This window comes from Streptomyces hygroscopicus (genome assembly GCF_026168105.1).
In the GTDB taxonomy this organism is placed as follows: domain Bacteria; phylum Actinomycetota; class Actinomycetes; order Streptomycetales; family Streptomycetaceae; genus Streptomyces; species Streptomyces hygroscopicus_D.
Genome location: NZ_LBMW01000001.1, coordinates 61,788 through 87,879 on the forward strand (window position 1 = coordinate 61,788; position 26,092 = coordinate 87,879).

22 protein-coding genes and 3 pseudogenes are annotated in these 26,092 nt (G+C 67.9%); 10 read left to right on the forward strand and 15 right to left on the reverse strand.

The features are described 5' to 3' along the window. Positions 1-166 precede the first annotated feature (166 nt). Both AAW14_RS00340 and AAW14_RS00345 read right to left on the reverse strand, forming a co-directional pair. The gene (locus AAW14_RS00340) at positions 167-490 is read right to left on the reverse strand and encodes a DUF6234 family protein (protein WP_265558546.1); all 324 of its coding nucleotides are present in this window, start codon (positions 488-490) and stop codon (positions 167-169) included. Between the two features lie 117 nt (positions 491-607). Continuing rightward, positions 608-802, reverse strand: a pseudogene (locus tag AAW14_RS00345) (helix-turn-helix domain-containing protein); the annotation flags it as partial. 162 nt (positions 803-964) lie between these two features. Here AAW14_RS00345 and AAW14_RS00350 point away from each other — a divergent pair. From AAW14_RS00350 to AAW14_RS00365, 4 genes are all read left to right on the forward strand, one after another. After that, positions 965-2,053, forward strand: a complete 1,089-nt coding sequence (locus AAW14_RS00350; protein WP_265558548.1) for a hypothetical protein — start codon at positions 965-967, stop codon at positions 2,051-2,053. A 701-nt stretch (positions 2,054-2,754) separates the two neighbouring features. Further along, complete coding sequence (locus AAW14_RS00355) at positions 2,755-3,201, forward strand: hypothetical protein (RefSeq protein ID WP_265558550.1); 447 nt, start codon at positions 2,755-2,757, stop codon at positions 3,199-3,201. Positions 3,202-3,756: 555 nt separating this feature from the next. Next, positions 3,757-4,512 (forward strand): hypothetical protein, encoded by a 756-nt coding sequence (locus tag AAW14_RS00360; RefSeq protein ID WP_265558552.1) that lies wholly within the window; start codon positions 3,757-3,759, stop codon positions 4,510-4,512. A gap of 43 nt (positions 4,513-4,555) precedes the next feature. Next, the gene (locus AAW14_RS00365; RefSeq protein WP_265558554.1) at positions 4,556-5,137 is read left to right on the forward strand and encodes a hypothetical protein; all 582 of its coding nucleotides are present in this window, start codon (positions 4,556-4,558) and stop codon (positions 5,135-5,137) included. A gap of 5 nt (positions 5,138-5,142) precedes the next feature. On the opposite strand, the gene AAW14_RS00370 is transcribed toward AAW14_RS00365, so the two are convergent. Next, positions 5,143-5,652 (reverse strand): RICIN domain-containing protein, encoded by a 510-nt coding sequence (locus tag AAW14_RS00370; RefSeq protein ID WP_265558556.1) that lies wholly within the window; start codon positions 5,650-5,652, stop codon positions 5,143-5,145. 429 nt (positions 5,653-6,081) lie between these two features. Here AAW14_RS00370 and AAW14_RS00375 point away from each other — a divergent pair. Further along, a pseudogene (locus tag AAW14_RS00375) lies at positions 6,082-6,237 on the forward strand (class I SAM-dependent methyltransferase); the annotation flags it as partial. A gap of 401 nt (positions 6,238-6,638) precedes the next feature. Here AAW14_RS00375 and AAW14_RS00380 read toward each other — a convergent pair. Beyond that, entirely contained in the window at positions 6,639-7,379 is a 741-nt protein-coding gene (locus AAW14_RS00380; RefSeq protein ID WP_265558559.1) for an NUDIX domain-containing protein, read from the reverse strand. A 237-nt stretch (positions 7,380-7,616) separates the two neighbouring features. Beyond that, positions 7,617-8,342 carry a hypothetical protein gene (locus AAW14_RS39650; protein WP_416223223.1) on the reverse strand — a complete coding sequence of 242 codons (726 nt, stop codon included), beginning with the start codon at positions 8,340-8,342 and terminating at the stop codon, positions 7,617-7,619. On the opposite strand from AAW14_RS39650, the gene AAW14_RS00390 reads away from it, so the two are divergent. Continuing rightward, positions 8,252-8,503 (forward strand): hypothetical protein, encoded by a 252-nt coding sequence (locus AAW14_RS00390; RefSeq protein ID WP_265558563.1) that lies wholly within the window; start codon positions 8,252-8,254, stop codon positions 8,501-8,503. The genes AAW14_RS39650 and AAW14_RS00390 overlap by 91 nt on opposite strands. Positions 8,504-8,709: 206 nt before the next feature. Here AAW14_RS00390 and AAW14_RS00395 read toward each other — a convergent pair whose 3' ends face one another. The 7 genes from AAW14_RS00395 to AAW14_RS00425 form a co-directional block, all read right to left on the reverse strand. Then, complete coding sequence (locus AAW14_RS00395) at positions 8,710-9,306, reverse strand: GTP-binding protein (RefSeq protein ID WP_265558565.1); 597 nt, start codon at positions 9,304-9,306, stop codon at positions 8,710-8,712. Next, positions 9,287-9,661: a DUF742 domain-containing protein gene (locus tag AAW14_RS00400; RefSeq protein WP_265558566.1), complete on the reverse strand. Its 375-nt coding sequence runs from the start codon at positions 9,659-9,661 to the stop codon at positions 9,287-9,289. The genes AAW14_RS00395 and AAW14_RS00400 overlap by 20 nt, the downstream gene beginning before the upstream one ends. After that, positions 9,654-10,085, reverse strand: coding sequence for a roadblock/LC7 domain-containing protein (locus AAW14_RS00405; RefSeq protein WP_265558568.1), 432 nt, complete (start codon positions 10,083-10,085; stop codon positions 9,654-9,656). The genes AAW14_RS00400 and AAW14_RS00405 overlap by 8 nt, the downstream gene beginning before the upstream one ends. Before the next feature lie 14 nt (positions 10,086-10,099). Beyond that, positions 10,100-12,670, reverse strand: a complete 2,571-nt coding sequence (locus AAW14_RS00410) for a nitrate- and nitrite sensing domain-containing protein (protein ID WP_265558570.1) — start codon at positions 12,668-12,670, stop codon at positions 10,100-10,102. Between the two features lie 321 nt (positions 12,671-12,991). After that, a complete protein-coding gene (locus tag AAW14_RS00415) occupies positions 12,992-14,176 on the reverse strand; it encodes an FAD-dependent oxidoreductase (RefSeq protein WP_265558572.1) in 1,185 nt (394 codons plus the stop codon). Between the two features lie 68 nt (positions 14,177-14,244). Next, positions 14,245-15,786, reverse strand: a complete 1,542-nt coding sequence (locus AAW14_RS00420) for an amino acid adenylation domain-containing protein (protein ID WP_265558575.1) — start codon at positions 15,784-15,786, stop codon at positions 14,245-14,247. Continuing rightward, on the reverse strand, positions 15,783-17,699 hold the full coding sequence (locus tag AAW14_RS00425) for a beta-ketoacyl synthase N-terminal-like domain-containing protein (protein ID WP_265558577.1): 1,917 nt from the start codon (positions 17,697-17,699) through the stop codon (positions 15,783-15,785). Before AAW14_RS00425 ends, AAW14_RS00420 begins: the two co-directional genes overlap by 4 nt. Positions 17,700-18,498: 799 nt before the next feature. Here AAW14_RS00425 and AAW14_RS00430 point away from each other — a divergent pair. Together AAW14_RS00430 and AAW14_RS00435 are read left to right on the forward strand one after the other, a co-directional pair. Next, positions 18,499-19,536, forward strand: coding sequence for a GAF domain-containing protein (locus AAW14_RS00430; protein WP_265558579.1), 1,038 nt, complete (start codon positions 18,499-18,501; stop codon positions 19,534-19,536). 505 nt (positions 19,537-20,041) lie between these two features. After that, positions 20,042-20,230 carry a hypothetical protein gene (locus tag AAW14_RS00435; RefSeq protein WP_265558581.1) on the forward strand — a complete coding sequence of 63 codons (189 nt, stop codon included), beginning with the start codon at positions 20,042-20,044 and terminating at the stop codon, positions 20,228-20,230. A gap of 303 nt (positions 20,231-20,533) precedes the next feature. Here the strand turns inward: AAW14_RS00435 and AAW14_RS00440 are convergent, their stop codons facing one another. Continuing rightward, positions 20,534-20,962: a hypothetical protein gene (locus AAW14_RS00440; protein WP_265558583.1), complete on the reverse strand. Its 429-nt coding sequence runs from the start codon at positions 20,960-20,962 to the stop codon at positions 20,534-20,536. Between the two features lie 1,170 nt (positions 20,963-22,132). Next, positions 22,133-22,501 (reverse strand): DUF5684 domain-containing protein, encoded by a 369-nt coding sequence (locus AAW14_RS00445; protein ID WP_265558585.1) that lies wholly within the window; start codon positions 22,499-22,501, stop codon positions 22,133-22,135. 115 nt (positions 22,502-22,616) lie between these two features. Here AAW14_RS00445 and AAW14_RS00450 point away from each other — a divergent pair. Both AAW14_RS00450 and AAW14_RS00455 read left to right on the forward strand, forming a co-directional pair. Next, positions 22,617-22,721: pseudogene (locus AAW14_RS00450) on the forward strand (RNA polymerase subunit sigma); the annotation flags it as partial. A gap of 526 nt (positions 22,722-23,247) precedes the next feature. After that, positions 23,248-24,147 (forward strand): NADP-dependent oxidoreductase, encoded by a 900-nt coding sequence (locus tag AAW14_RS00455; RefSeq protein WP_265558587.1) that lies wholly within the window; start codon positions 23,248-23,250, stop codon positions 24,145-24,147. An 892-nt stretch (positions 24,148-25,039) separates the two neighbouring features. Here the strand turns inward: AAW14_RS00455 and AAW14_RS00460 are convergent. Beyond that, the gene (locus tag AAW14_RS00460; RefSeq protein ID WP_265558589.1) at positions 25,040-25,741 is read right to left on the reverse strand and encodes a GAF and ANTAR domain-containing protein; all 702 of its coding nucleotides are present in this window, start codon (positions 25,739-25,741) and stop codon (positions 25,040-25,042) included. Positions 25,742-26,092: the final 351 nt, after the last annotated feature.

Consider the following 26,092-nt stretch of genomic DNA (forward strand, 5'->3'; position numbering starts at 1 on the left):
GTCCGGTTGGGGTGATCGCGGCGGAAGGATCTGATGAGTGCAGTGGAGATGACCGCCCGGAGGCGGTCGCGTGGCAGCCCGCCGCGCCCCAACTGGTGTACCTACGCGCGAGCCTGGAACCCACCTCGGCACGCGCCGCCGCGCGCACAGCTTCCGTAAGCGAAGGTCAAAGGACAAGGCCTCCGCTGAATCCCGCCGTGCAGAAGGCCAGCGTTACGGAAGCGACCAGGACCTGGCCCCACATGGTCACCCGGTACCCCAACCGGTGCAGACCGATGGCCGTCACCAGTATCACGCCCGCGAAGACTGCCATGTAGGTAAATACGGGCGTCATGGACGCATGCGGATCCGGCTCGAACATGTTGAAGTTCGCCTCGCCAAGGCCCGCCATCAGGACCACAATTCCGCTGACCGCGTCAAGAACCCACAGCAGTATCGCAACCAACCAGTCCTCGCCGGCACCGCGACGCAAAGATGAACGATCACTCATGACGGCGATTTTCTCCGTTCAGAACAGGTGTGGCCTGAGTACGCATACTCAGACCGCACCGATCACCTGAGCCGGGACCAAACACAAATCGCCGGACCCCACGCTCAGTTACTGGGGCTACTGCGCTGAGCGCTTGTAGGTACCCGGAGTGATGCCGTACGTACGCTTGAACCAGCGGGTGAAATGGGCCTGATCCGAGAAACCTGACGCCGCCGCGGCATCCGTCGGCGACAGGCCGCTCGTCAGCAGACGCCGCGCCCGGCGAAGACGCAAAGGGCGCTGATAATCACTCGGTGCCATGCCGTACTCCGCTCGGAAGGCCCGGAGCCGTGAGCAGGGCGCGCAAGACCTGGGGCGACCAGGTTCAAAACCTCATGAACCGGCTGTCCTCGCTCGACGGGTTCTGACCGCCGCCGCACCACCGCCGGACTACGCCGTCGCATCACCCAACGGCGGGACGTGCACGGCATATCCATGGGGCAGAGCTGGACGGGCCTGAGCGCGGAAGCCGCCAGCAAGCGCTTCGACATCACGCTGAAAGAGTTTCGGAGGGCCCAGATCGAGGCGAAAGCCATCGCCTCCCTCCTCCGTGATGCGCACACGCAGTTTACGAGCCTGCGCGGCAAGCTCGAATCGACCCGCAAGGACGCTGTCGAAGCGGACATGAAGGTGTCCGACCAGGGACTGGTTTCCTTCGACACCGAGAAGCAGAGCCAGGCCGAGCCCACCGCCTGGGTCCACGACCCCGACTTTCAGGACAGCGTCCGCAAGTCCGTCAGCTCCTGGCAGCAGCTCATCGAACAGCGCGTGAAGGACGTGGGCGACGCCGACCAGAACGTCCAGACCGCGTTACAGGCCGTGGTGGTCGACGGAGACATCAACGACGGCACCCTCACCGGATTCAACGGCCAGGCCCAGGGCGAGATCGACAAGTACACGGCCCAGAAGTCCGTCGGCACGAAAACCGACGGATGGGACTCCGAGGGGAAGCTCAAGCTGACCGGGCCCGGTGCCGGCTTCTCCGTCACCACCGACCCCAAGTACGGCAAGGAGGGATCGGTCAAGGCGTACGCCGACCTCTTCCATGCGACCGCGACAGGGACGCTGACCAACGGAGACCGGAAACTCGCCGGGATAGCCGACGGCTATGGAGGAGCCAGGGCCACCGCGAACTACGGATTCAACAGCAAGGGCGTCGTCGGCAAGGCCGAGGCCTCCGCGGGACTACGGGCATTGACCGAAGGCCGGGCCGAGTACGGCCCCTACGCCGGTGTCTACGGGAGGGCCGACGGATTCGCCGGTGCCGAGGCGGGGGTCAACGCCAAGGCGACCAAAGACGAACTCACCGTCGGCGCGAAGGCGTTCGCCGGGGCGAAGGGCAGTGTCGCCGGAGGTGGGGAAGTCGCCGGCATCGGTTTCGGCGCGACGGCCGAGAGGTGGGCTGGTCCCGGGGCGGAGGCCTGGTGGGGCTACAAGAAAGACGACGACGGGAAGTTCCATCTCGATGGTAAGGCCGGCGTCTCCCCCAGGTCGGAGCTACGACTCGCGCAGGCTGTGCACTGACGGTAGGCCAGCCGCTCACTGACCAACCACGCAGCCGGATCCCGCGGTCCGTCGGCATCGGCCGGAACGGCCCGGCCTTCCGCTCCCAGCCCGTCCGCCGGTCGCGGTCGGGATCATAGTGATCGGAAACCACACAGCCGGTCCCCAGGACACCGCCGGCCACGCGCTCCATGTCGACCTCGCCCGGCTCGGCGTCCGCCATCTCACAGGGGAGTGCTGTACTTCGCCGCTGCGCAGCAGGAGGCCCGACCGAGTACAAGGAACGTCGGCCGATGGCCGTCGAAGATATTGTGACCAGCGCGTATTCGGTTTGAGATCAAGAACCCCATAGCCTTCCGGTCGGGGTCTGGCACAGGCCGACCTCGCCATGGCCGGACACCCGGGCGTGGCGCACCGTGAAACATTTTGGAGCCCGTGCGATGCGTCTCCTGCCGTCTACCGCCAAGTGGCTAGCCGCTGCGGCAGTCCCCCTGACTCTCGTGGGCTGTTCGTCAAGTGGTGCCGCGAACTCCGCGTCGAGTGCAACGCCATCCGCCGCACCCTCGACGAAGGCCGGCGCGGACCCCGACGCCAGGCTACTGACGGGTTCCCAGCTCAAGGCGGTGTTGGCACCGGCATCATTCTTCCCCTCCGGGTTCGCGATTGACTCCAGTGGGTCGCGTGATAGCGGACCTGGCTATGTCACGCAGGCCGTTGCTGACGTGCCCAAGCCGGACTGCACCAAGCTGCTGGGTACGTCCTGGAGCGGCGAGATCACCGGGATCACCGGGGTGTCGTTCGCACAGAACGACTACGTCAACAAGGACTCGTCCGCGACGATCAGCCAGGAGATCGACGTGTACCGGGGAACGACCGCCCGGACCATGATGGAGGCGCTGGGCAAAATATCCCTTGCGTGCCCATCCGTCGCCGACTCGCAGACCAGCAGCAAGGCGAAAGTCACCGAACACGCCACCGCCGGGCTGGGCAATGGTGCATACACCATCACCCTGACCGACTCGACCTGGCAGAACGGCCAGACGCTGGTGGCCGCACGAGTGGGAACCGCCGTCGTGACGGTGCTCTCCAGCGACGGCACCGACAACGGGGCCGCCACCGCGAAGAGACTCACCCGACAGGTCGTCGGGGCGCTCAAGGGCAAGGCGTAACTCTGCAAATCTCGTCGGCTTGCGCCCACGCAGGTTCGGACCCTGCCGCCCTTGTCCAGGGGGCGAAGGCACTTCACGCAGGTCAGACGAAATGATCCGCTGCCAGGCAAGTTTGGCAGGTAGAGCCCCCGGAAGCGTCTCGGTCGAAGCACTTCCTGGACTCCCGTGCAACTGGTGGCGGCGCCCCTATCGACCGTGGCAACGCCGCTGCCGAGCACAGCTGACTGGGGCCGAGCTGGAGGCCAGCAGCAACGGGGCGCTGAGCGGGCGGTGCCGCCGCGTGGCCGTCTGCGAGTGCTGAACCTTGTACGGACCCGTACAGGGCCGTCCCACTTCGTTTCGCACGAAACGAAGTGGGACGGCCATACGTCACACACATGCTGAACATGCCGGACAAACCCTCGGATATCTGTCAGGTATGTGGGTTCGAGGGGCACTTGCCAGACATGCCTTCTCTGAACTAAGTGATCAACGACCAGCATGGCCGGCGGCACTGTGGAGAGGCGCCGCAAGCCACCGGCGGGAGTGTCGATACGGCCCGATACCCTCCCGGCCATGAGGGACATCGCGAAGACCGTGGACATCCCGGAGTACCTGGACACCGAGTTGGTCGCGGGCGAACAGCTCGCCCGCGAACCGGCCTTCTGGCTTGCCCACCTGCTGGTGACGATGGGTGACCTCTCCGCCGATGCGGATGAGTACGACGTCCATCCGGCGGCCTTCGAGGCGATGCTGCAGCGCCTCAGTGATGCCGAGCAGCCGTGGCCCGTGTTCCGCGTGCCCTTCGGCGGCGGACATATGGCCTTCGCCGCCTACGCCAACTTCGAGGACGAGAACACCGTCGAATTCGCCGTACGCCACCCGGCATGGGGCCGCCTCGGGCATCTGGGGCAGTGCGGCCCCGAGTCGGCTGGCCCTGGCCTGTCCTGGGCGGAGTTGACCGCCATCGCCGCGAGCGTGCCGGAGAATGCGTCGGACACCGAGGGCCTCGTCGATCCGGCACAGCGCCTGCTGCTCCTGCTGCCCATGCTCGGGGACGCGGCCACGCCAGAGGAGGCGTGGGGTGTCGTGGCGCGGGCCCTCTCCCGTTGTGGAATACCCAAGGACGTGGCGCCCCGGTTCGCGCGGGAACTGCTCGGTACCGACGCGGATGACTGGCTTGTGGAACCTTCCTGGACTGTGGCCGAGGGCAATCCGGTGCCCGTCTGCTCCTCCCGCTACAGCCCGCGCCAGGTCCCGATCGCCCTTGGGATCACCCTCAATCAGGCCCAGGCGCTGGCCGACGCGCTCCGCGGCGACGGCCGGCACTGATCGGAAAGTGAGCGTGTCCGGGCCTGTTGCTATCGTCCGCGGCGTGATGGACGACGACATCCTGGACGCGATCCGGCATGACCCTGACCTCGCTGACCTGCTGTGGCAGGTCAGCGAGTTCGATCTCTCGCGTGGTGACCACGGAGAGCCAGTGCGACTGTCGTCCGGACTGGCTCTGGAAGGAGTTGCCGGTGACTTCACCGGCGGGACGTTCTTCCTGTGCGGTGATCCCAGGACGGCCCGCCCCGTGCTGTACGCCAGTTCCGAAGGACAGGCCGGGCTGATCGGCCTGAACCTCGCCGAAGCCCTGGAAATCATGATCGGACTGCCATCCTGGAGGGACTGCCTGAAGTTCTCCGGCATTGGTGACCTGGCCGTCATGCGGACGACTGCCGATCACCTGCGCCGCGACGAGCTCCGAAACGAACCGGAGGTCGACACTCAGCGCGCTCACCTGGCGGACACACTGGACTTGCAGCCGGCGGCCGTGCCGGTCCTGCTGGCTCGCCTCCAAGCTGCGGTTTCCGCCACCGCACCTGCCTTCGTGCTCACCGTCGAGACGGGTGAAGAGTACGAGACGCTGTTCGGGCCCTGGCTACCGAGCCGCAATCCCGCCTGGCGATGAGTCTCTTACTGCTGGTGCCACCTGTCGTACTGGTCGGAGGGGTCACAGGGCGTTGTTTGCACGAGGGTGCCGTTTCGCACGCTGGGCGTCGACAGGCAGAGCCCGCTCGACACGTTCTGCCAAACGTCGTACCAGCCTGAGGGCGGCCCGTTGGGGTTGTCCGCGAAGAAGACGCGCCACTGCTGGGTGGTTGCAGCGGCATTGCAGAACTCCATTGTGACCGTCCCCGACCCGGAGGCCGGCGCGGTGATGCATCGTCCCGTGTGCTGGTTGGTGAAGGTGAACAGGCCGGTCTGGGTGTTGTACCCCTCGAGCCATTTTTGCTCGGAACCACCGCTGCACGACCACATCTGGAGTTTCGAGTCGTTCTCGGTGGCATTGTCGAGACAGTGGCTCGAGTTCCAGACGTTGATCGGGCTGAAGCCTGCGGCCTGCGCGGGTGCGCTGATCACTGGGATGGTCAGCATCGCTAACGCCGCTATGACGAGCGCGAGCAGGCTGCGTCTCGGGGACATGGATCTCCTTCGGGTTTTTCACTGGAGACTGGTGGAGTGCCCGAACGCCATCCGATAGGCACAGTGGAAGGCGTCCGAGCGCTGCGAGCCATGAGGGTGCCTGCTGGAGATGTCGGCGAAATCCTCCAGTCAAGGGCAAGAGTCTCCTACTCAGCCCGTTACGGACAACGCTTTCGACACTCAATGTCCGAATTTCACAGGAGTTGATTGCCCAGAGCCAACCATCACTGGAGCCGGCGGTCGTGGTGAGGCTCTGGGCTACCACCGGGTCACCACAGCCAAGCTGGACTCCGCGGCTGGGGGCAGCTGGAGCCGATACGCCTCTGGAGACCACTGGCGGTCACCACCAGGCTGGACCCCGCGGAGAACTGATGACAGTTCAAGACACGAGCCCGCCGGCAGGCCGCCACACAGTCTTGTCGTTGGCTGATGCGCGCCCACCATACGCTCAAGGCATCAATCGACGCCTTCGCTGACACCGTGAGCGAGCTTGGGCCTGTCCTCGACGTCGGCTGCGGACCCGGAACGGTGACCGCCTACCTTGCCGAACGCGGACTCGGGAGCGGAACAGGGTCCGTGCCCGGCAAGGATGGTGTCCCCCGGCAACCTACCGACACCGCCGACATTCTTGGGGATCTCATCGGCCGGGAACTGACTCTTGTACGACTCCGGTCTTTGACGCCCAGCACCTTTTCGAGCTCCTTTTCCCGCCGCGGCGTGCTGCTCAGCAGAAATCTTGTCCAGCACTCTGAGGCAAGTAAATGCTGGAACAGGCAAAGCCAGGCCGATCAGCTCGGCGAAATCCCACCTGCTTCTCTACCGGGCACCGAAACCCTCCCGCCCCGGTCCGGGACGACCACCCGGCCGCAAGAACACCCGGCCCACCCCCGACACGACGTGCACACAGTCCGCAAACCAGATACCGAGAAACAGCGAACGAAGAAGTCAGTGACCCCACGGCCACGCCGCACAGGTTGAAGATCAAGTCAGGGTGTGCCCAGGTACCGGTGAACGACGGGCGCGAGGAAGTCCACGCGCGGTCCGGAAAGAGCCTTGAGGTCAGTCGGGTCGTACAGGAAATCGATCTCGTCGAATTCGGGGGCGCTGCCTGCTGCGTGTTCAGTAGCCGCCACCGTCGCGTACCGCTCGTGCAGAACGGCTCGGGGCTGGGGCGGGGCTTTGTAGAGGATGCCGATGTTCCCGTTCTTGCCGCGGCTGGCGGCCCAGAGCTCCAGGTCGTCGGGAACGGCGTCGACCCCGGTCTCCTCGGCAAGTTCCCGGGCGGCGTTCTTCCGCAGCGTTGCACTGCTGAGCTGTTCGCCGTCGTCGGGTGCGTCGACCGAGCCGCCGGGCAGCTGCCAGCGGCCGGGGGCGATGGTCGAGGACGACATGCGTCCGGCGAGGAGAGCTCCGTCCTCGGTGGGCTGCAGGATGGCGACGAAGAGGGCCGGCAAAGAGGCGGCGCCAGGGACCCAGCGCAGGGCGTAGTGGCGGTAGGTCACCCTGGTCCAGTGAAGGACCAGGGTGTCCGGGTCTTTCTGCTCAGCTCTGGCGCATGCGACGACCGGCCCGTCGAACAGTGCGGGATTCGCCTTGACCGCTTCTTCCCACAGCTCGTCCCTGGCCTGCTGGTGTGCGGCCGACAGCTGCGGCGGGGGCGCCTCGACGAGGCGCAGGTCGCGTGCGTCGAAGAAGTGCACGGAGCTGTGCAGTGCGGGCCGGGTCATCGGCTCATCTTGCCACCGGTGTCATTCCATCGTCTGGCAGTCGAGCCTTTCGGATCACTGATCGAATATGTGTACCTGTTCGGTGGGTGGGGGTGTCTTCGTTCAGAACTGGTCGGCAGCCGGGGCTCGTGGTCTGCGGTGCTGCGCACGAAAGTCTCGAGATCCTGAGCCGGGAATGGATCATTCCGAGGGTTCGGTGCCACGTGGCCTGGTTGTGCACGTGTGTTTGCAAGGGGGTCAGGGGCGTAGCCCGCCGAGGAGTCGGGCGACGGTGCGGCGACGCGGTTCGGGCGCCCATCCGGCAGCCAGTGCGCCGTGGCAGGCGGCGGTGAGCAGTGCGACGACTTCATCGAGTCGCACGTCAGCGCGGACAGCCCCTGTCTCCTGGGCTCGCGCAAGGAGGGCTTCGAGAGCTTCTTCAAGGCCCGCGACCTGGCGTTCGACGCCCACGTCCGTGCCACCGGCGGCGAGAAGGTGGACCACTGTGCGGGCGCCCGCCGCGCGCTCGACGACGTCGGCGAAGAACGTGAGCAGAGCAGTCGGGTCGCCCTCGGCGGCAAGCGCCGCGGCGTGCTGGCGGACGACGGCGTGGTCGAGATCCCGTTCGCCCCGCCCGGTGTGCCGCGACGGTTTGTGTGGCGCGAGTACCAGAACCCCGCGGCGATGGCCCTGGTCGCGGCGCAGTGACCCATCTGCCCCGGCCTCGTGACAACGCTTGCTGCACACGCGGGGATGGTCCCAGCGGTAACGCTCCGGGTCTTTCACGCCCCCAGAACGGCAGACGGCCAAGGCTCGTCCACCCGGCTCGTCGGCTCGCGGCCTACGCTGGGCTTGTGGGCGTGTGGATGTCGTGGGGGTGGGAGACGGACGGGATGGTGGGAAGCGATTTCGCGACCGTCGACGAGGCCGCAGCGGCCTTGGCTCAGAGTGTGGAGCAGGCCGCGTCCCGGTTCGGCAGGGCACGGCAGCAGGAGGTCGTGCAGTCGTGTGTGCTCCCGATGAGCGAGCGCATGCGGACCGAGGGGGCCCAGGCTCTCGCCCAGGGCCGCAGGTGGTCGAGCGACTGCGAAGGCCTGCACGTGCGGATGCACCCTGTGGAGCGGGAGTGCGACCCCACCCCCTAGAATCGAACAAGTGCGCGAACTGCTGGCTGATCTCGGCCGAGGGGGCCGGGGGCGAAGCTACGGCCGTCATGCTCCCCTCCGCCCTCACTGCGTCCGGCATTCCTCCATCTGCCGGTTTCTCGGGCGATCGAACCGAGGCCGCGAGAGATCTCAGGAGGTGCCCCTCGACGGCGAGTCAGCGTACGCGCATGCCGGGGAGGCGGTCCTCAGCGCCCGCTCAAGGACGTCAGGCGTGCGGCAGCCTGGGCTCGTGCCGCTTCCAGTACTGCGAGCAGGACGGCCTTGCTGGAGGCGCGGTTGCGTACGTCGCACAGGATGACGGGGGTCGAGGCGTCGAGGTCCAGGGCCGCCCGCACCTGTTCGGTCGTGCAGTCTTGCTGCCCGTCGAAGCAGTTGACCCCGACGGCAAAGGGAATGTCCCGCGCCTCGAAGAAGTCGATCGAGGCGAAGGAGGCGTCCAGTCGGCGGGTGTCCGCGAGGACGACGGCTGCCAGGGTGCCCGTGGCCAGGTCGTTCCACATGAACCAGAACCGGTCCTGACCGGGTGTGCCGAACAGGTAGAGCACCAGCTCCGGTGCGATGGTGATCCGGCCGAAGTCCATGGCGACGGTCGTCGACGCCTTCCCTTCCACCCCGGCCAGGTCGTCTACCCCGAGGCTCACCTCGGTCATGCGCTCCTCGGTCTCCAGCGGGGGTACCTCGCTCACCGAGCCCACCATGGTGGTCTTGCCAACGCCGAAGCCCCCAGCGATGAGGATCTTCAGCGCGGTCGGTATGACCGGATCAGAGCTGACGGATACCATCCATCACCCTTTCAATGAGGTCCACCGTCGGCTGTTCGTCCTGCCCAGGTGGCGATTGCACGATGATGAGCGAGGCGCTGAGCAGATCCCCACAGAGGATCTTCACCACGCTCACCGGCAGGTCCAGATGCGCAGCGATCTCCGCGAGGGCCACCGCGCGATCCCGGCAGAGGTCGAGGATCTGGGCGGACTCCGGCTCCAGATGCTCGTGACCGACCTCATGAACGGATCGCGAGACGACCAGCGTGATCAGTGTGAAGGTGTGCTGACTGTGGCGGGTGCGCCCGCCCGTGATGGCATACGGTCGTAAGTGACGTCCGGCCTCCGCACCGTCGAGCCATCGCGGTTCACGCATCCTGAATAGGACCGCCGACTGGGGTCTGTACTCGGGGTGCGGCAGTCATGTATTGGCCGACCTGTTTGACGAGCGTGCCCATTTCGTAGGCCATCATCCCGGCGTCCACTTCCTCGGTGGCGATCGCGGCCAGCCGGGCGCCGCTGCCCGCGGCCGTGACGAACAGAAACGCTCTTTCCATCTGGATGACTGTCTGCTGGACGTCACCGCCGTTGAAATGGCGTGCCGCGCCCCCGGCCAGGCTGTGCATGCCCGAACTCACTGCGGACAGGTGCTCCGCGTCGTCCCGGCTCAGCGTCTGCGACTTGCCGATGAGGAGGCCGTCTCCGGACAGCACGACGGCGCAGCGGATCTCAGGGATTCGGTCCACCAGGCCGTCGAGGAGCCAGTCCAGCTGCGGACCGGGGTGTACATGTTCAGTCATTGTGTACCGTTCCCTCACAGTTGGTTGCCGCCGCGGTCCCTGAAGTCCGGCGACTGGCCGTCTGCGTCGGCCGGCCCCGGTGTGTCGGACATCTGGGCCCGCTTCAGCCCCTGCTGAATGGCTCTCATCGCGCGTGCCGACGCATCTGGGGAGATGACGTCGTTGTCCTCCTTGCCCTCGGGCCGGCCCTGGTCCTGTGCCTCCCTGCGCAGCTGCTGCGCGAGGCTGGCTCCCCGGGTCCGTTGGGGCAGGGCCCGAGGAGTCGTCAACGGGAGTGCCGCATCTGGTCCAGGCGCTTGCCCGGAGGGCGCCGGGTTACCGGCGCCGGGCTCGTGGCCGCGTGGTGGCCCGGCCTGCGGTCCGGCGTGTCCAGCCCGAGATCGGGGAGATGCGGGCTGGAAGCCCGGCGCAGCCGCGTGCGCAGCTGTGTGCCGCGGCGGAGCCGCCGGCGTCTGACTGGCTGGGGTCCAAGCGTCCGGCTGGGGAGACGGTTGGGGATGTTCCGAAGCAGGCGGCAACAGGCCTGCTCCTCCGTACTCGGGGAAGCCGCTGTAGTCCGGCAGGCGGGAGTGGGTGAACACCTCTGCGCCGGAGCGCACCGGAGCGGCCTCACGGACGGCCGCTCCTGCGGCCGCGTCGGTGAGTACCTTGCCCTCGACGCGGGGGGTGTCTTGCCGGGCTTCGGTTTCCAGTGCGGGGTGGGCTGCTGCGGCCTGCGACGTGAGCTGATCGAGGACTGGCGACGCGTGCTCCTCCAGCAGGGCTGAGGGCAGCAGGACGACGACGAGTGTGCCGCCGTAGACGGAATCGCGCAGCTCCACCTTGATCTTGTGTCGTTCGGCGAGCCGGGCGACCACGAAGTGGCCAAGGCGCGGGTCTTCGCCCAGGGAGATCATGTCCAGTTTGGGCGGGTGGGCGAGCAGTTCGTTGGCGTGCGCCATCTTGTCGGTGGGCATGCCCAGACCGTGGTCCTCGACATGGATGGCCAGACCCTTGGCCACCTTCGTCGCGCTCACGGACACCTGGGTGTCCGGGGGCGAGAAGCTCGTGCCGTTCTCGATCAGCTCGGCGAGCAGATGCGTGACGTCCGCTACGGCCCGGCCTGCGACGGCGACGCGCCGGTCCGCGGGCAGGTTCTTCACCTTGACGCGGGTGTACTGCTCGGTCTCTGCGACGGCACTGCGCATCACGTCGGTGATCGCCAGGGGTGCGGTCATCCGGCGGCTGGGCGGGGATCCGCTGAGGATCACCAGGTTCTCGGCGTGGCGCCTCACACGGGTGGCGATGTGGTCGACCTTGAAGATGTCCTTCAGGAGGTCGGAGTCCTCGTGTTTGCGTTCCAGGTCGTCCAGGAGTGAAATGAGGCGGTGGATCAGGATCTGGGTGCGGCGAATGAGCTGGGCGAGGACCTTCTCTGTTCCCTCGCGGCCCCGGGACTGGCGCATCGCGGTGTCGGCCGCGACGCGGCCCAGCTGGTCGATGGCACCGGCCAGCCGTCCCAGCTCGTCCGTGGCCATGTGGCCCTGAGGCTGTGGTGCGCGTGCGGCCGTGTCCAGCCGCTCGCCTTGTTCTATTCGGGCCAGCAGCTGGGGCAGTGTGCGGGTCAGCTCCTCGGCCTGAGACTGCAGTTCGCAGACGCGGCCCAGCGTGACGCGGCGGGCGCGCAACGCCAGCACCGCGCCGCCGGCCAGCGCGGCCAGCGTTGCTGCGGTGCCCAGCAGCGTGCCCAGCAGCAGGTTGTCGGCCCGGCCCGATGCGTCGTCTGCCAGCCCTTGAAGGGAGTCCGCGCCCACCTGCTGTAATGCGCCGAGCACTCCGGTGGCGGCGTCCGGCCACGTCGACGCCGTCGGCGGTAGCGCGGTGCTCTTGGCCGCGGCGACGGAGTCGCCGACCGTGCCCAGCGTCGTCCACTGCGTGCCGTCGTTGATTTGCGTATAGGCGGCGGCTGCGCTTGCGGGGAGATCGCGGGTGGTCAGATCCGAGCGGAACTCGCGTTGGAGCGCCAGGTACTCCGCGAACTGGGTGCGGACCGTCGCGGGCATCGTGCGGGAGGGCATTGCGCCCGAGAGCAGGGCGTCCTGGCGCGAGAGCATCTCCGTGATCTGCAGCAGGGACGCGGTGGCGACACCGCCCTGTGCTTGGGGTCCATCGTCGCCGCGCACGGCGGCGGTCACCAGGGAGACACTCTGGGCGATCGTGTCCGTGAAGTATTGGAAGGCGTCGGGGGCGGACAGGATGCGTCCGTCGATCCCGTCGCGGCGGCCGGCGAGCGCAGCCAGCGCGTCGTCGAGCGACTTCGCCGGGCGGTGCAGGGCCGAGGTGTCCGGGCCCGGGGAGCGGCGGTAGGCCGTGAGGGCGGCGTCCGTCCTCTTGCGGGCGGTGTCGAGATCCGTGCGGGCGACGCTGGTGTGGCTTGCCTGCCAGACGGCGGTCTGTCGGCGCTCGTTCTGCAGGGCAGACAGCAGGGCCTGGGCCGGATGGGCGATGGACGCGTCGTGGTCGGCGTCGGCTTGCAGCTGGATGCGCTCGTCGACGAGGCCGGCCGCCGTGTACCCCCACAGTCCGGTGAGACAGACCGCAGGCACGACGAAGGGCAGGACGAACGAGAATCGCAGAGATCTGCGCGGAGCGGATCGATGTCGTGTCCGCCGATCGCGGTTGCCTGGCATCTGATTCCTCGTACGGCAGCGGAAGCACTGGTTCGGTCGGGGCGGTGCAGGTGCCGCATTTTTGGCCCGGCGCGGCGGCTTGACTCACCGTCATCAAGGTCGGCGATCAGGCTGCACCGTATCAGGATCATCGCGCAGCGTCAGCACCTGCCTGCTGCAACTGCCCTTAGAAGCAGAGGAGTTGGCTGGCCGTCGCCCGGATGAATTGCTGCCGTTACCCGAGGGTGGGAAAGCAGCTCACAGCAGGGCGAGCAGCTTGGGCGTGTAGAGAGCTTCTGCGGTCTGGATTCCGGCCACCATGTCGAAGTAGATCGCGGTCAGTTCGGCGTCCGTCTGCACGGCCCGCAGCAGGGAGAGCCGCTGTTCGTGCGGGGTGAGTCGGGCCACGCCGAGTGTGGACTCGTAACCGGGTCCGAGCGCCTCGTCGCGTTCCTTCTCGAACTTAGCCAGGGCGGCGTCGAGATGGCCCGGGTCCCCGCCGAGCCGCCCGGCCAGGTGGGTCACCAGGCTGTCTGCCTGAAGGAAGGCGTCACTGATCCCACGTGCGGTGATCGAGTCCTTGTGGTGGCCCGCGTCGCCCACCAGGGCCCATCCCGGGCCGGTCGCCCGCCGGAAGAAGTTCTGCTGATCACCGGTGCCGTACAGCCGCTCGGCCGGCTCCTTGCCGGCGAGATGCTCGTAGAGTCCGGGTGCGGTTGCGCGGATCTGCCGGCGGTAGGCGCGGTGCGCGTCGGTGCGGACCTCCGCGAAGCGGGACTGCGGGAAGTAGGCGAGCACGAGGGTCGCAGTGTCGTTCGTCGCCACGGCCGCCACCCAGCTGCCGGTGCTCTCATGCAGCTCGAGCGTCGCGGGGACGTCCGTCCAGTATGTGTAGTAGGCACAGGTCAGTCGGGGGTCTTCCACCGTGTGGGGCGCCTGCACCAGGTGGGCGACGGTGGAGCGCATCCCGTCGGCGCCGATCACCAGAGGTGCGCGTTCGGTGAAGGTTCGGCCGTCGTGTTTGCCTTCCACACCGACGACGCGTCCGCTTCCGTCGCGCAGCAGCCCGGTCACCCGGCAGCGGTCCCGTACGTCGACGCCGGCGGCGGCCGCCGCCTCCACGAGGACGGCGTCCAGGAGGTGTCGGCGCGGGGCGAAGGCGGCGCGCTGTCCTTCCACACCCCGGGCACACCCTTCGAGGCGGATGTCCGCGACCTCGTAGACCACCTGGTCCAGGGGCGGACACCCGGAGGCGCGTACCGCGTCCAGCAGTCCCCAGCGCGCGAGGGCAGCTACTCCGGGCTGGTGGATCAGGTGGGTGGAAAGTGTGTCGCTCCCAGAGGGTGTCTTGTCGAGCAGGAGTACCCGGTGTCCCGCACGGGCCAGCAGCATGGCCGTGGGTGCACCGGCGCAGCGCGCGCCGACCACGATGGCGTCGAACATGGGGTTTGCCTCACAACAGACGTCGGTGACTACAGGTGTTGTGGTGCCGTGACCCGGACGCACGTCGGTCAGCGGGAGCGTCCGAGTCTCTCTCGCAGGGCCCGTCTGTCGATCTTGCCATTGTTGTTCAGCGGCAGTTGATCGAGGACGGTGATCCGGCGGGGCAGCATGTACGGCGGCAGCCGCTCGTGCAGTGCCGAGTACAGGCCGTCTGACGTGCAGTCGGTGCCGCCGACCGCGGCATGAAGTTCTGGTTCGCCGTCGGCGGCGGGTACGGCGAGGACGATCGCCTCCCGCACTCCCGGCTGCTGCCGCAGCACCGCCTCGATCTCCCCGAGTTCGATCCGGTGCCCGCGAATCTTCACCTGGTGGTCGGTGCGCCCGAGGTGGATCAGGTGCCCGTCGCACAGGGCGACCCGGTCCCCGGTGCGATACCAGTGCCGGTCGGTCAGCGGCTCGCTGCCGCCGGGCCGCCCGTCGGGTGTGAGGAAGCGGCCCGTGTTGTTCGCCGGGTCGAGGTAGCCCGGGAATCGCAGGGGTCCGCGAACGCACAGTTCACCGCGGTCGGACGGCTGGCCGTCCTCGTCGAGCAGCAGCAGGTCGCAGACTGGGTATGCAGTGCCGATGGGGGCGCTTCCGTTGGGCGTGTGGGGCCACTGGTTCGGGTCGTCGGGGAACCGGTACGCGGTGCACGAGATGGTGAGTTCGGTGGGCCCGTAGAGGACTTCCAGCCGGCTTCCGGGCGCGGCGGCCCGCCACTCCCGGGCCGCGTCCAGGGTGAGCGGTTCGCCACCGAAGATGCTCCACCGCAGGGTGGGCATGCTGCCTGGCTTCAGGGTCGCGAGGCGGGAGGCGAAGGAGATCAGCGACGGCACCGAGAACCAGTGCGTGAGCCGCAGGTTGTTGATCGTCTTCACCGGCGACAGCAACTGGCTGCGCTGGGGCACCACGAGGGTGCCGCCACCCGCCCAGGCAACGAACAGGTCGTGCACCGAGCCGTCGAAGGTCAGCTCGAAGGACTGCGACAGCCGGCTGCCCGGCGCGATCTCGTACCGCGAGGCAACCTGGTCGAGGTAGGCGGAGATGTTGCGGTGCTGAACCGGTACTCCCTTGGGGGTGCCGGTCGATCCGGAGGTGAAGATGATGTACGCGAGGTCGTCCGGATCGTGCTTACCGTGCGGGAGATCGGGCTCGGGTCCCTCCGCGAGACGCGACAGCTCCTGCGGGCCCACCAACACGACGGGCACCCCCAGGTCGGTGTCCGCCCCGGAGGCGTCAGCCAGCACGAGGTCCACCTCGGCGGCCTTCATGATGTCGGCCGTTCGTGCCGAAGGGTGCTCGGGGTTGAGCGGGACGACGGCCGCGCCGGCCCGCAGGACGGCGAGGTAGCCCGCGTATGCGGTCACCGAACGACTTGCGAGCAGGCCCACGCGGCGAGGCCGGGTGCCTCCGGCCTCGGCGACCAGACGGGAGGCGAGCCGCTCCGCCAGGTCGCGCAGCCGGGCATAGGTGAGCCGGCCCTCGCCCACTACCTCCAGTGCCACGGCATCGTCGCCGTAGGCGTCGGCGGAGCGGGCGAACCAGTCGTAGACGGTCCGAGGCTGGATCATCGGGCGGCTGCCCCCAGAGCGTGCGTCCACCGGCGCAGTTCGCCGACGGTGCGCAGCTTGCCGAACTCCTCCGGGTCGACCTCCTGGCTGGACCGCTTGGTCAGCTCTACCACGATGCGCAGTTTGGCCAGCGAGTCTATGCCGATGTCGGTGAGGGTGGAGGTGTCGTCGAAGCCGGTTCGTGCGTGCTCGCGCAGTACCCAGGACGCCAGGTCGTCACCGTCATCCCGTTGTTCGCCGGTCCAGTACCGCTTGGTCTGCCAGGGGTAGGCAGGAAGCGGTACGTAGTGGCCCGCGCCCCCGAACACAGCAATCCAGTCCACGTCTTCGCCTCGGCGGTAGCGGTCGGCGACAGCAGACAGCGGCCTGCCGCCGAGTCCCGGGGGACCGGTGAGACTTGCCACCAGTTCCTCGTGGCTCGATCCGATGACCGCGAGCCGGTGGGCGTGGTGCTGGCGACGGGTGGCCGCGCTGAAGCAGATGTCGCGCACGCGGTACGCGGATCCCGCGCCGTCGGGCGAGAGATAGTCGGCGTAGGAGCGGGCGAGCGCCGCCAGGGCGGCAGGGCTGCGCGCGGAGAGGGCCAGGACGTGGGGTGTACGGGTCGCGGTCGGCGGGGCTGGCGTGTCGACCGGCTCGGGGCGGCGGATGACCACATGCGCGTTGAGCGCCGAGGAGCCCTGCCCGGAGATACCGGCGACGGTGGGCCTGCCCGCTTCCGGCAGGTCGGTGAGCGTGTGGGGCACCTTCACCGGCAGCTCGTCCCAGGGGACTGCCGGGTTCGGCATGGTCAGGTGCAGGCTGGCGGGGACCTGGCCGTGTTCGAGGCAGAGTACGGCCTTGATCAGCCCAGCCATTCCGCCGGCGGCCTCCGGGTGCCCGATGTTCGTCTTGACCGAGCCGACGAGCAGCGGATGGTCTGCGGGGCGGCCCTCGCCCAGGACCCGTCCGAGCGCCGTCAGTTCCATGGAGTCGAGTGCGGGTGCCCCGGAGCCGTGCGCCTCGACGTAGTCGACCTCTGCGGGATCGATGGCGGCGTCCTCGTAGGCCCAGCGCAGCACCTCGATCTGGCCTTCCAGGGAGGGGTTGAGCACGGAGTCACTCGTGCGGCCGTCGTTGCCGACGGCGCTGCCCCGGATGACGGCCCGGACGCGGTCGCCGTCGGCCAGTGCGTCCGTCAGCCGTTTGAGGACGACGACCGCCACCGCGTCGCTGGGGGCGTGGCCGTCGGCGTTTGCGTCGCCGAACTTGCTGCGGCCGTCGGCGGCCATGCCACCCGCCTGGGTCATCACCAGGGCCTCGTCGGGGCGGAGCTTGATGTTCACGCCCGCGGCCAGGGCCAGGGGACTCTCCCGGGCGCGCAGGCTCTGCACGGCCTGGTGGACGGCGACCAGGGAGGATGAGCACGCTGTATCCACGACAAGGCTGGGCCCGCGGAAGTCGAAGGTGTGGGAGATCCGGGCGGGCAGTAGTGAGCGGAAGTTGTTCAGCTGCGAGGCAGTGGCGCCCTCCGGTCCCTGCCGCAGGGACAGCTCGAGGTAGTCCGCGCGGGCGTTGCCCACGAACACGCCGGTGCGGGTTCCGGCCAGCAGGTCGGGACGCAGCCCCGCGTCCTCGAGCGCCTCCCAGGTGGTCATGAGCAACAGCCGCTGCTGCGGGTCGAGTTCCGCCGCCTCGGTGGCGGACATGCCAAAGAAATCGGCGTCGAACTCGGCGATCCGCTCCAAATGCCCGGCACGGGGGCTGGCTATGGGGAGCGCGTCCGTGTCGTAGCGTTCACGGGGGGTCTCGCTGGTGGCGTCGACGCCGTCCTTCAGGAGGGCCCACAGCTCGTCGGTGGTCGACGCGCCGGGGAGCCGGCAGGACATGCCGATCACCGCCACCGACCGGGCGTCCGCGTCCGACCTGTTCATGACGTCCACTCCTTCGATGCTTCGCCACGTCCGTACGAGATGGGGCGGTTGCCCTTGCCGCACGATCTTGAGAGGGCCGGCGCGGCTTCGCGGCGTTCCTGAGGTCGGCGTCGCGGGCGTGCGCGGCCTCCTTTCGGTCGCCGTACCGCCCGTCCCCCGGTTCCGGGCGGAAAGGACGGTTGCCTTCCGGCCCCGTCACGTCGCTGTGCCGGGTTCATCCGCCTGACAGGGGACTTCCCTGAACGGGTCGGCGAGCCCCTCATCCACGAAGGGAGGCCGAGCCGCCGGGAGCGGCGTGGATCTTGGCGTGAATGCGCGGGCGGCGCCCTGAGCGAATCGGCTCTGCCGCTGCCGCTCGCGGCGGGCAGATCGCAGGTCGAACCGTACTTGCCCCACCCCGCTGTGCCCTCTCTCGCAGGTGCATCGCACGACGTCGTTGGAAACGGACCACATCGGCAGAACGCGCCCCACCCGACGCACGCCAGCAATTCGAACCACCGTTCGGTTACTCGACGGAATGCCAGGCTCAACGCAGCAGCATCTAAAACCAGACCGCCGCACGATTGTCGTACGCATTGCGGTCTCCGCTCGAATGCCACCCGAGGATTGGCGGGAAGTGATCGCCGGAGGTTGAAACCTTCAAATTATTGGACAGGCTCTCGGGTTGGTCCCCACGAGGGGCCCACGGGCGATCAGCGAAGTCCGCGACCCTTCGGCGCGTTGAACACGAGACAAGTGATACGGAAATTAGCAGGCGTGGCGACCCACGGAAGCCGGGATTCTGATTTCATCTGACGTCATGTATCCCCTGTCATCTGAGCAGGCCCGGCTTGCGGGCGAGCAGCGCCGACGGCGACTGCAGATTCTCGGCCTCAACACCGTCGAGGCGGAGGACACTTTCGACCGGGTTGCGCGACTGGCGGCCAGCTTCACCCAGTCCCCGTTGGCCATGGTCAACTTCATCAACGACGAGCGACAGATGTTCCGCGGCATGTACGTGCCCACCTCCCCTCCCGATGACACGGCGAGCCCAGACCACGGCGGCATACCATTCGACCTGAGCAACCTCACCCGCGAGGCGCCCGGCGACTACGGCTTCTGCCCCCACGCGGTGGCACAGGGGTCCCAACTGGCCCTGGACGACGTCTTCGACTACCCGCGCTTCAAGGGCAACCCCCTCGTCAATGACCTGGGCGTGCGCTCCTACCTGGGCACCCCGCTGCGCGACAACACAGGCATGATCCTGGGTACGGTCTGCGTCGCCGACTTCAAGCCCCGGGCCTGGGACCGCACCCTGCGCGAGAGGATGCAGGAGCTCACCGAGACCCTGCTGTCCGACTTCAAGCTGCGCGACAGCCTGCTGGCTCAGCAGCAGGAGCTCTTCGCCGTCTTCGACGGCGCACCCTTCCCCATCATGCTCACCGAGGGCCCCAACCACCTGCTGCGCTACGCCAACGGCAAGCAGGGCTCGGCTTTCGGGATGGTTCCACAGTTCAGTCCGGGCCGGACGGTGCTGGGCGGACTGGAGTCCATCGGCGTCTTCAACGCCATGGACGACGCCTTCCGCACCGGCCGGCCCACCACGTTGCCCCGGGTATCGATCGCCACGTACGACTACCCCTCGCCGCAGGAGTTCAACTTCCTGTGCACGCCGGTACGTACGTCGCCCGGGGCGGCAATCAGCGGCGTCCTCACCGTGGCCATGAGCATCACCGGGCAGGCTTACCATAGCGCGGACCAGCAGGCTTTCGCGGCCAACGTCCAGGAGCGGTTCGAAAATCTGGGCGCCAGCGCCATGCCGGGCAGCCGGACGGAGAGCCGCGGATATCGTCCTTGATCTCCCCCGTAACCCGTCCGGCCGAGGCTCTGGTGCCCGCCCCCATACGTCGGTGCTCTTGGCGTTGCGCGCATGGCGCCGGCCGGCAACCGGTCTGCGGTGGTGACGTCCGGCTTGCCCGTTACGGATAGAGGGCTCGGACGCGCCACGGGAACAGGACGCACAGACGTGGAGCGGCCGTTATGACCCGATACTGGTGTCCTGGTGGGACGGCGTCATCGACACCGTCCCGCCCCAGCCCGGTCGCGTGGGGCGGTGGATGGCCAGGCACCGCGACCAGGGAGGGCCGCTGGCGAACAATCCGGGCCCTCACATGTACGCGCCCGCGAACCTGCGGGGCACGTTCAGCAGGAGGGGACTGTCAAGCGACGACGGCGGTCTCTCGGCACCTCACGCCGCCCAGGCCCGATGTGGACGAGCTCGCCACACGCTTCGCCGCGTACGCGGAGCTGACCGCCGAGGTTGCCGCCATCTACTGTGGCGGCGCCCGCCCACTCCCTGGGAGATGCGCAACCGCGTCCTACTGGTCCACCGGTGCGCCCTGCGGTACCCAGCCGCGCTTGCCGGCGCCCTGAAAAAGGCATACGCCGCAGCGCCGCTGCGCACCCATGACCTGTGCGACGCGGCGCAGGTGCCTACCCCGCCCCTGGCCCTCACGCATGCGCTGCACCGGCGCGTGCGGGGTCTGCCCTGAAGCTCGTTCATTGAACTGTTGTGTCACCCGCCACCCGGCAACGCCCCGAAGAGAGCAGTAAGCAGCCGTCCAGGATCGGCATGCGATCGGCCGGAGCGGGATGCGACAGCGGGGCCGGGCCGGACGAGACGGCGCCTCGTGACCTACTGCCGGCGTGCACGATCCAGTCACCGTCACAGGGCCCACCGCCGTCGCTGGTGTGAGCCGGGCCAACGACTACGGGCCGGCACCCCCGCGGGGTACCGACCCGGTCGAACCCAGGGCCTCCTGGTCAGGCGCCGCTTCCCCGGGACACAGATTCCCTTACAGAACGGCGGCGGCCGTCTGGTCGGCCAAGACGGACCCGTCCTTGCCGAAGTAGAAGACGGCGACCTTGACCTTGTCTCCCTTGGCGAAGTGCGTACCACTGGCCGTGTGCAAGGTCACCGTCGCGGTGTGATTGCCGTAGTCGCACACGAGCCTGTCCTTCTTGATGACGCCCGCAGCGCTGCCGGCGTCGGGGCTCATAGAGTCGATCGCCGTCGCGTTGGCCACGAGCTCCTGGCCCAGACCGGGGTCACAGGAGTAGATGACCTGCACCTGCACATCCGGTTTGTGGAACGACACGGTGCCGACGGCCACCTCGTTGGCCTTGGCCGCTGCCGAATGAGCGGTCACCAGAACACCCGCACCGACCACAAGGGCAGTGACCACGCTCCCGGCAAGACGCCGCCGCACACTGGTCGACTTCATCAACTTTCTTCCTTCCCCCCTGCGCGGTCACCCATGGTCTGAGACGTGGAGAAATCTCCAACAGGGCGGATGACCACAACAGTTGATCGAATTGAGAAACACTGAATCCTACGCGATCTCCGGCCGAGGTGGGTCACGAGCGGACTGCTGCCAAGACCCGGGCCAGAAGGTCGGGCGGGAGAGCGAACGGGTTGGCGGGACTGCGGCAGGAGTAGCGGCCGTCAAGAGAGCCGCTTCGGGCTGCAGCGGCCAGTCCGGCCCAGGGCAGCGCTGCGCCCGTCAAGTGCCCCTCGTGCTGGGCCAGGACCTCGGCCCGCTCCCCAACAGGGTGGTACGGAAGATAGTCGGCGCCAGGGTCGTCCTAGAACGTGAGGTAGACCACGTGGAGGCGGTGAGCGGAACCAACCTCCGGGCGAGGCGGGGCGACAGCGTGGAGGCATCGGCCTCGCATCAGACGACCGACGATCCAACTGCCTGGCGCTCGGACGGCTGCTCGGGTCCGGGACAGCCGGGCTCGGGCTCAGCTAAGGGCTGTCCCGTAATCCCCGGCGGGCGCACGACGACAGCTACGGCACCTCGCTGCGTTGTCGGATCGACCGAATACGCCCAGTACGAGGACGACCCTCCGCCTTGCGATGCACCGCATCTGACGCCGCGCGCTGATCCACCAGTGATTACGGGACAGCCCTTAGGCAGTCTGACGGGGAGTCGTCGGCAACCTACTGCCGAAAACAGAGGGGCGGCGCGACGCCTCAGCAGTACCCTTTGGACGCCCTGGCACCGCCGTACGGACGAAGACATACTCGCCGAAGCTGGGCGACGGGCCGAGCACTTTGGAGCGACCAGCACCCGACGGCAGCTGCCCGCACCGAGGATCTGCCGGCCGGGCTTCTTCGTGAACACCTGTATCTCGTCGCAGAGTTCGGGACAACGAGAAGGCGTACCCACACCCGGCGATCACTGAACGGGTGCCCTGCCGAACGTCGATAATCAAGTCGGGCATTACGGATCAAGCGGAGGAACGGTCCGAGGCACCGGCCACCGCGAAGGTACTGGCGCAGCGAGGCGAGTGTTCGTGGACGGCTGGCAGCTCTGAGGCTGGTCTGAGTAGATGGGTGTGCACGCTGAGGTAGTTGCTCGTCAAAGCACCGAAAATCGTCCAGGGCTGGGCTATGCAGCGGGATTTGGACCGAGGTATCGAGCGCTGCCGAAGCCCAGGATCGGGACGCTGATCCACGGAAGCAGCCACAAACCGACACCGAACGTGGTGCCCTTGCCGAACAACCTCGCCACATCAATCGACACAACGATGTGCACGATGATGTTGACTCCCGGGATGAGGTACAAAATCAGCCACCAACCCGGCCGTTTCGCCACCTTGAGCCACAGGTACAAGTTGTAGATCGGTATGATCGCACCCCAGCCGGGCCGGCCGGCCTTTGCCAACACCCTCCACAACGCCGCGGTCTCGAATACCAGCAGGAGGAGGGCGACGGCCAGCATGACAATGTGCACAGGGGCGGAGCCGGACTCAGTCATCCGAGCAGCTTCCCACTTGGGCTCTCGAAGCGCTGAGTGTGTGGCTCTTTTGTGATCATGCTGAGACCTGGTGTCTCCAGCCGCCAGTTACTGAGCTGTGATACGCGGATAAAGCGGCCGGTGGGACACCGAGTCGATCGCCGAGGGCGTCGAGATCCTGAAGCCGGGCGTCGCCCGCGACCGGCTGGGCGAGTCCCAGGCTCAGGCCGCCATCGCGGCAAATGAGGGCAGGGACGGGGTTGGTGCAGCGTGACGTTGGCGGATCTGGGCCACGCAGCGGATGTTCTCGAGGGGGCTGTCGGCGAGACAGCGGGACAGGAGCATCTGCACGGCCGGGCGGGCAGGTCCGCAGGTGCTGGCAGCGGGCGCGTTGCCGGTTGGCCGGGGGGTGAAGTGCCGGTGTCGATCAGTCGGCGGGTGCGGAGGGCGAGTTGGCGGCACGCCGCCTCACGGTGCCGATGCGGCCGATCTGCCGCCTCACGGTCTCACGCTGACGTACGCCCCACCCGACCCAAGGTCCACGTGCAGATCTATTCCACGATTGGCCCAGCTATTCACTCTTCAAATGGACCACATGTCCGGATCACCAGCTGCACAGGCTCGACACCAATGCGGCTGAGACCACAAGCGACATCTGTAAGGGATCCCGAGGTCGACACTGGTTGCCTGCTTTGGGTTTCCGGCCCGTACCTCCCGGTCGGCCGGACTGAGTGAGAGGACAATGATCTGCTGTGAAGGCGTGCGGAGTGTCCGGGGCCGAGAAGGAAGTCGCCCTGCTGGAGTTGCCCGAACCGTCATCTCCCGGGCCCGGTCAGATCCTGGTGGCGGTTGAGGCGGCCGGGGTCGGCCCGTGGGACCAACTGCTGAACGGCGCTGGCTGGGACGTGGGGCTGCGGCCCCCGGCGGCGCTGGGAGTGGAGGGCGCGGGCAAGGTGCTGGCCGTCGGCGCGGGTGTCACCGGGTTTGCCGTAGGCGACCGGGTGCTCTCGCACGAGGCGCCGCTGCCCGGGGGGAGCGGCTTCTGGGCCGAACGCGTTCTGATCAACGCGGATCACGCTGCAGCCTGCCCACCCGGGTTGGACGCCGTGCACGCGGCGGCGCTGCCGGTCAACGGACTCACCGCGTTGCAGGCCCTGGAGAGGCTGGACCTCAGCCGAGGACAGCGGCTCCTGATCACCAACGGAGGCGGGGCCACTGGAGCCCTGGCCATCCAGCTCGCCGCGGCCAAGGGCATCGAGGTGACCGCGACCGCGTCTACTGCCGCCGCAGAGCGCCTGCTCGGTCTGGGAGCGATGGAGGTCGTCGACTACCACGACCCGAACTGGTCGGCCAAGGTACGCGGCGGGTTCGACGCCGCCCTCATCATCGCCACCAGCACGGCGGACGCCGCCCTGCCTTTGGTGCGGGACGGCGGCCGACTGTGCTCCCTGACCTCGGACGCGCCTCCGGAGGAACGAGGCATCACGAGTTGGGACCTCTACGTCGAGCCCAACGCCACTCAGCTTGTCCAGCTGGCGGAGCAGGCCGCCGCGGGAACCTTGAAACTCGCACCGGAACCCCTGCTGCTGAGCGAAGGACCCGCTGCGTTCGCCCGGGTGGTCACCGGACGGACCGGCGGAAAGAAGCTCGTGCTCACCCGAGCATGACCCGACCGGGCGCCGCCCGATCCCGATGCTGGGCCACGGTGCCCGCCAGGCGCGATCGAGAAGTCGTCAGGCTGAGGGGGTGCGACCGAGGAGGTGCCGGCGAGGTTTGCCTACGCCGGGACCGCGCCGCGGCCGCCACGGCGGGACGCAACCCACACCGCTACTGACCTTTCCGTTGGGCTGTCGGGGTGACATCCCAACGGAAAGGTCAGTAGTACGTGGTGTCCTGCCCTACTTGTGGGTTCTCCCAGGGGTGCGGCGGGACTTCGCTGTGAGGAGAGGTGCACCCGCAGATGAACGCTCGTACCCGCGGACTCTGCCGTCCCCTGTGGCATCGGCGTCAGCGGTCGGTGGCCGGGCCCGGAACGACAGACGGCGGGACTGTCTCCTCTCATGCTCTCGCTCCGGCCGACCCACAGGCTCCGGCAGACGACGTGGAGGGCGACGTTTCAGGGCCACAGCGGTGGTGTGCACACTGCTGCCCAGTACGGCGCTGCTGCTCACGGCCGCCCCACCGGTGGACGCCGCTCCGGCGAGGGCGCGGGCAGCGGCGCTGACGTGAGCCGTCACGCCTGGGGAGGTCGAAGCGGCCCTCCCCTGCTCCTCGTCGGCTGGTCACCCGGCGTGACAGTGCTGAAATGGATGGTGGTGTCAGGCCGTGGCCGCCGTCGTGACCGTGCTCATCGGTTTCCGCCCTGGCCCCACAGTGGTCTCCGGGCCAGTGCCTGACTGCCGTGTCCTCGGCTCGCTCGTGGGAGGCGGGGGGACAGCCGGGCGCGGGACGTGGCGGGAAGAGCCGGGTTCGGCAACGCTCCAACCAGGGCAGTTGGCCCGGTACAGGCATGTCTGGTTCAGCCACCGAGCCGGGGAAGCCGCCCCTCGCAGTGGGTTGTCACATGCTGCCTCGTTCGCAGATGCGGCGAGCGACCTCACGAAGTTTGATGTTGTTCTCCTGGGAGTAGCGGCGCAGTACGTCGAACGCCTGCTCCTCGGTGAGGTGGCGGGCGCCCATGAGAATGCCCATGGCTTCGCCGATGATGTGGCGGGTGGCGACGGCCTGTTCCATCTGGGCGTGGGTGCGGGCGCTGGAGAAGGCGACCGCGGCGTGCGAGGCCAGCAGCCAGCCGGCCAGTTCGCTGGTCTCGGTGAACCCGCCGGGCTTGCGGGAGTAGAGGTTCAGGGCGCCGAGGTCCTCGTCCTCGGTGAACAGCAGGAAGCCCATCATGCTGCCCACGCCCAGGGCATGGGCCTGGGGGGCGTAGGCCGGCCACCGCTTCTGCTGCTCGCCGGTGAGGTCGGCGATGCGGAAAACCCGCTCGCCCTGCGAGCTGCGGGCGGCATCGAAGCACGGGCCTTCCCGCAGCCGGCCTTGGAGCCGGTCGCTGTCGATGACCAGTTGGTCAGTGGGGGCGAGGGTCTCCACCTGCGTGCCGTGCAGCACGAGGATTCCGGCCGCGTCGCAGCCGTCGACCAGCTCGGTGGCCGATGCGGTGATCCGCTCAAGTGTGGCGTTCACCGAATCCTGCGCCAGCAGATCACGCGCCATCGACGCCATCTGCTGCGCGAACTGGCTCCAGTCCACCCTGCCCTCCATTCCTCACCCCGCCCCGGACGAGCCTCATACCCAGCCTTCCACGAAACCGTGCAGTGACATCGCTGTCGGCTCAGGTCATGGCTGACTCCCGATACCGGGGTCCGGGCATCCCAGCGGCAGCAGCGAATGACAGCAGACTCAGCGTGATCGTCGGCACCCGCCTGCCTGAGCACTGAGACCAGCCCGCTCGCCAAACGCAACGACGTCTTAGGCAGCCGTCATGGGGCGAGCCTCGAAGATCGGCGCCCTGATCGGGCTATTGCGGGCAGGCGAAGAGCCAGCCCGGGTCCGCATAAGCGGACGGGCGCCGATCTCTCGCCCCATGCCGGCTTCTGCCCAGAGCCCCTCCGC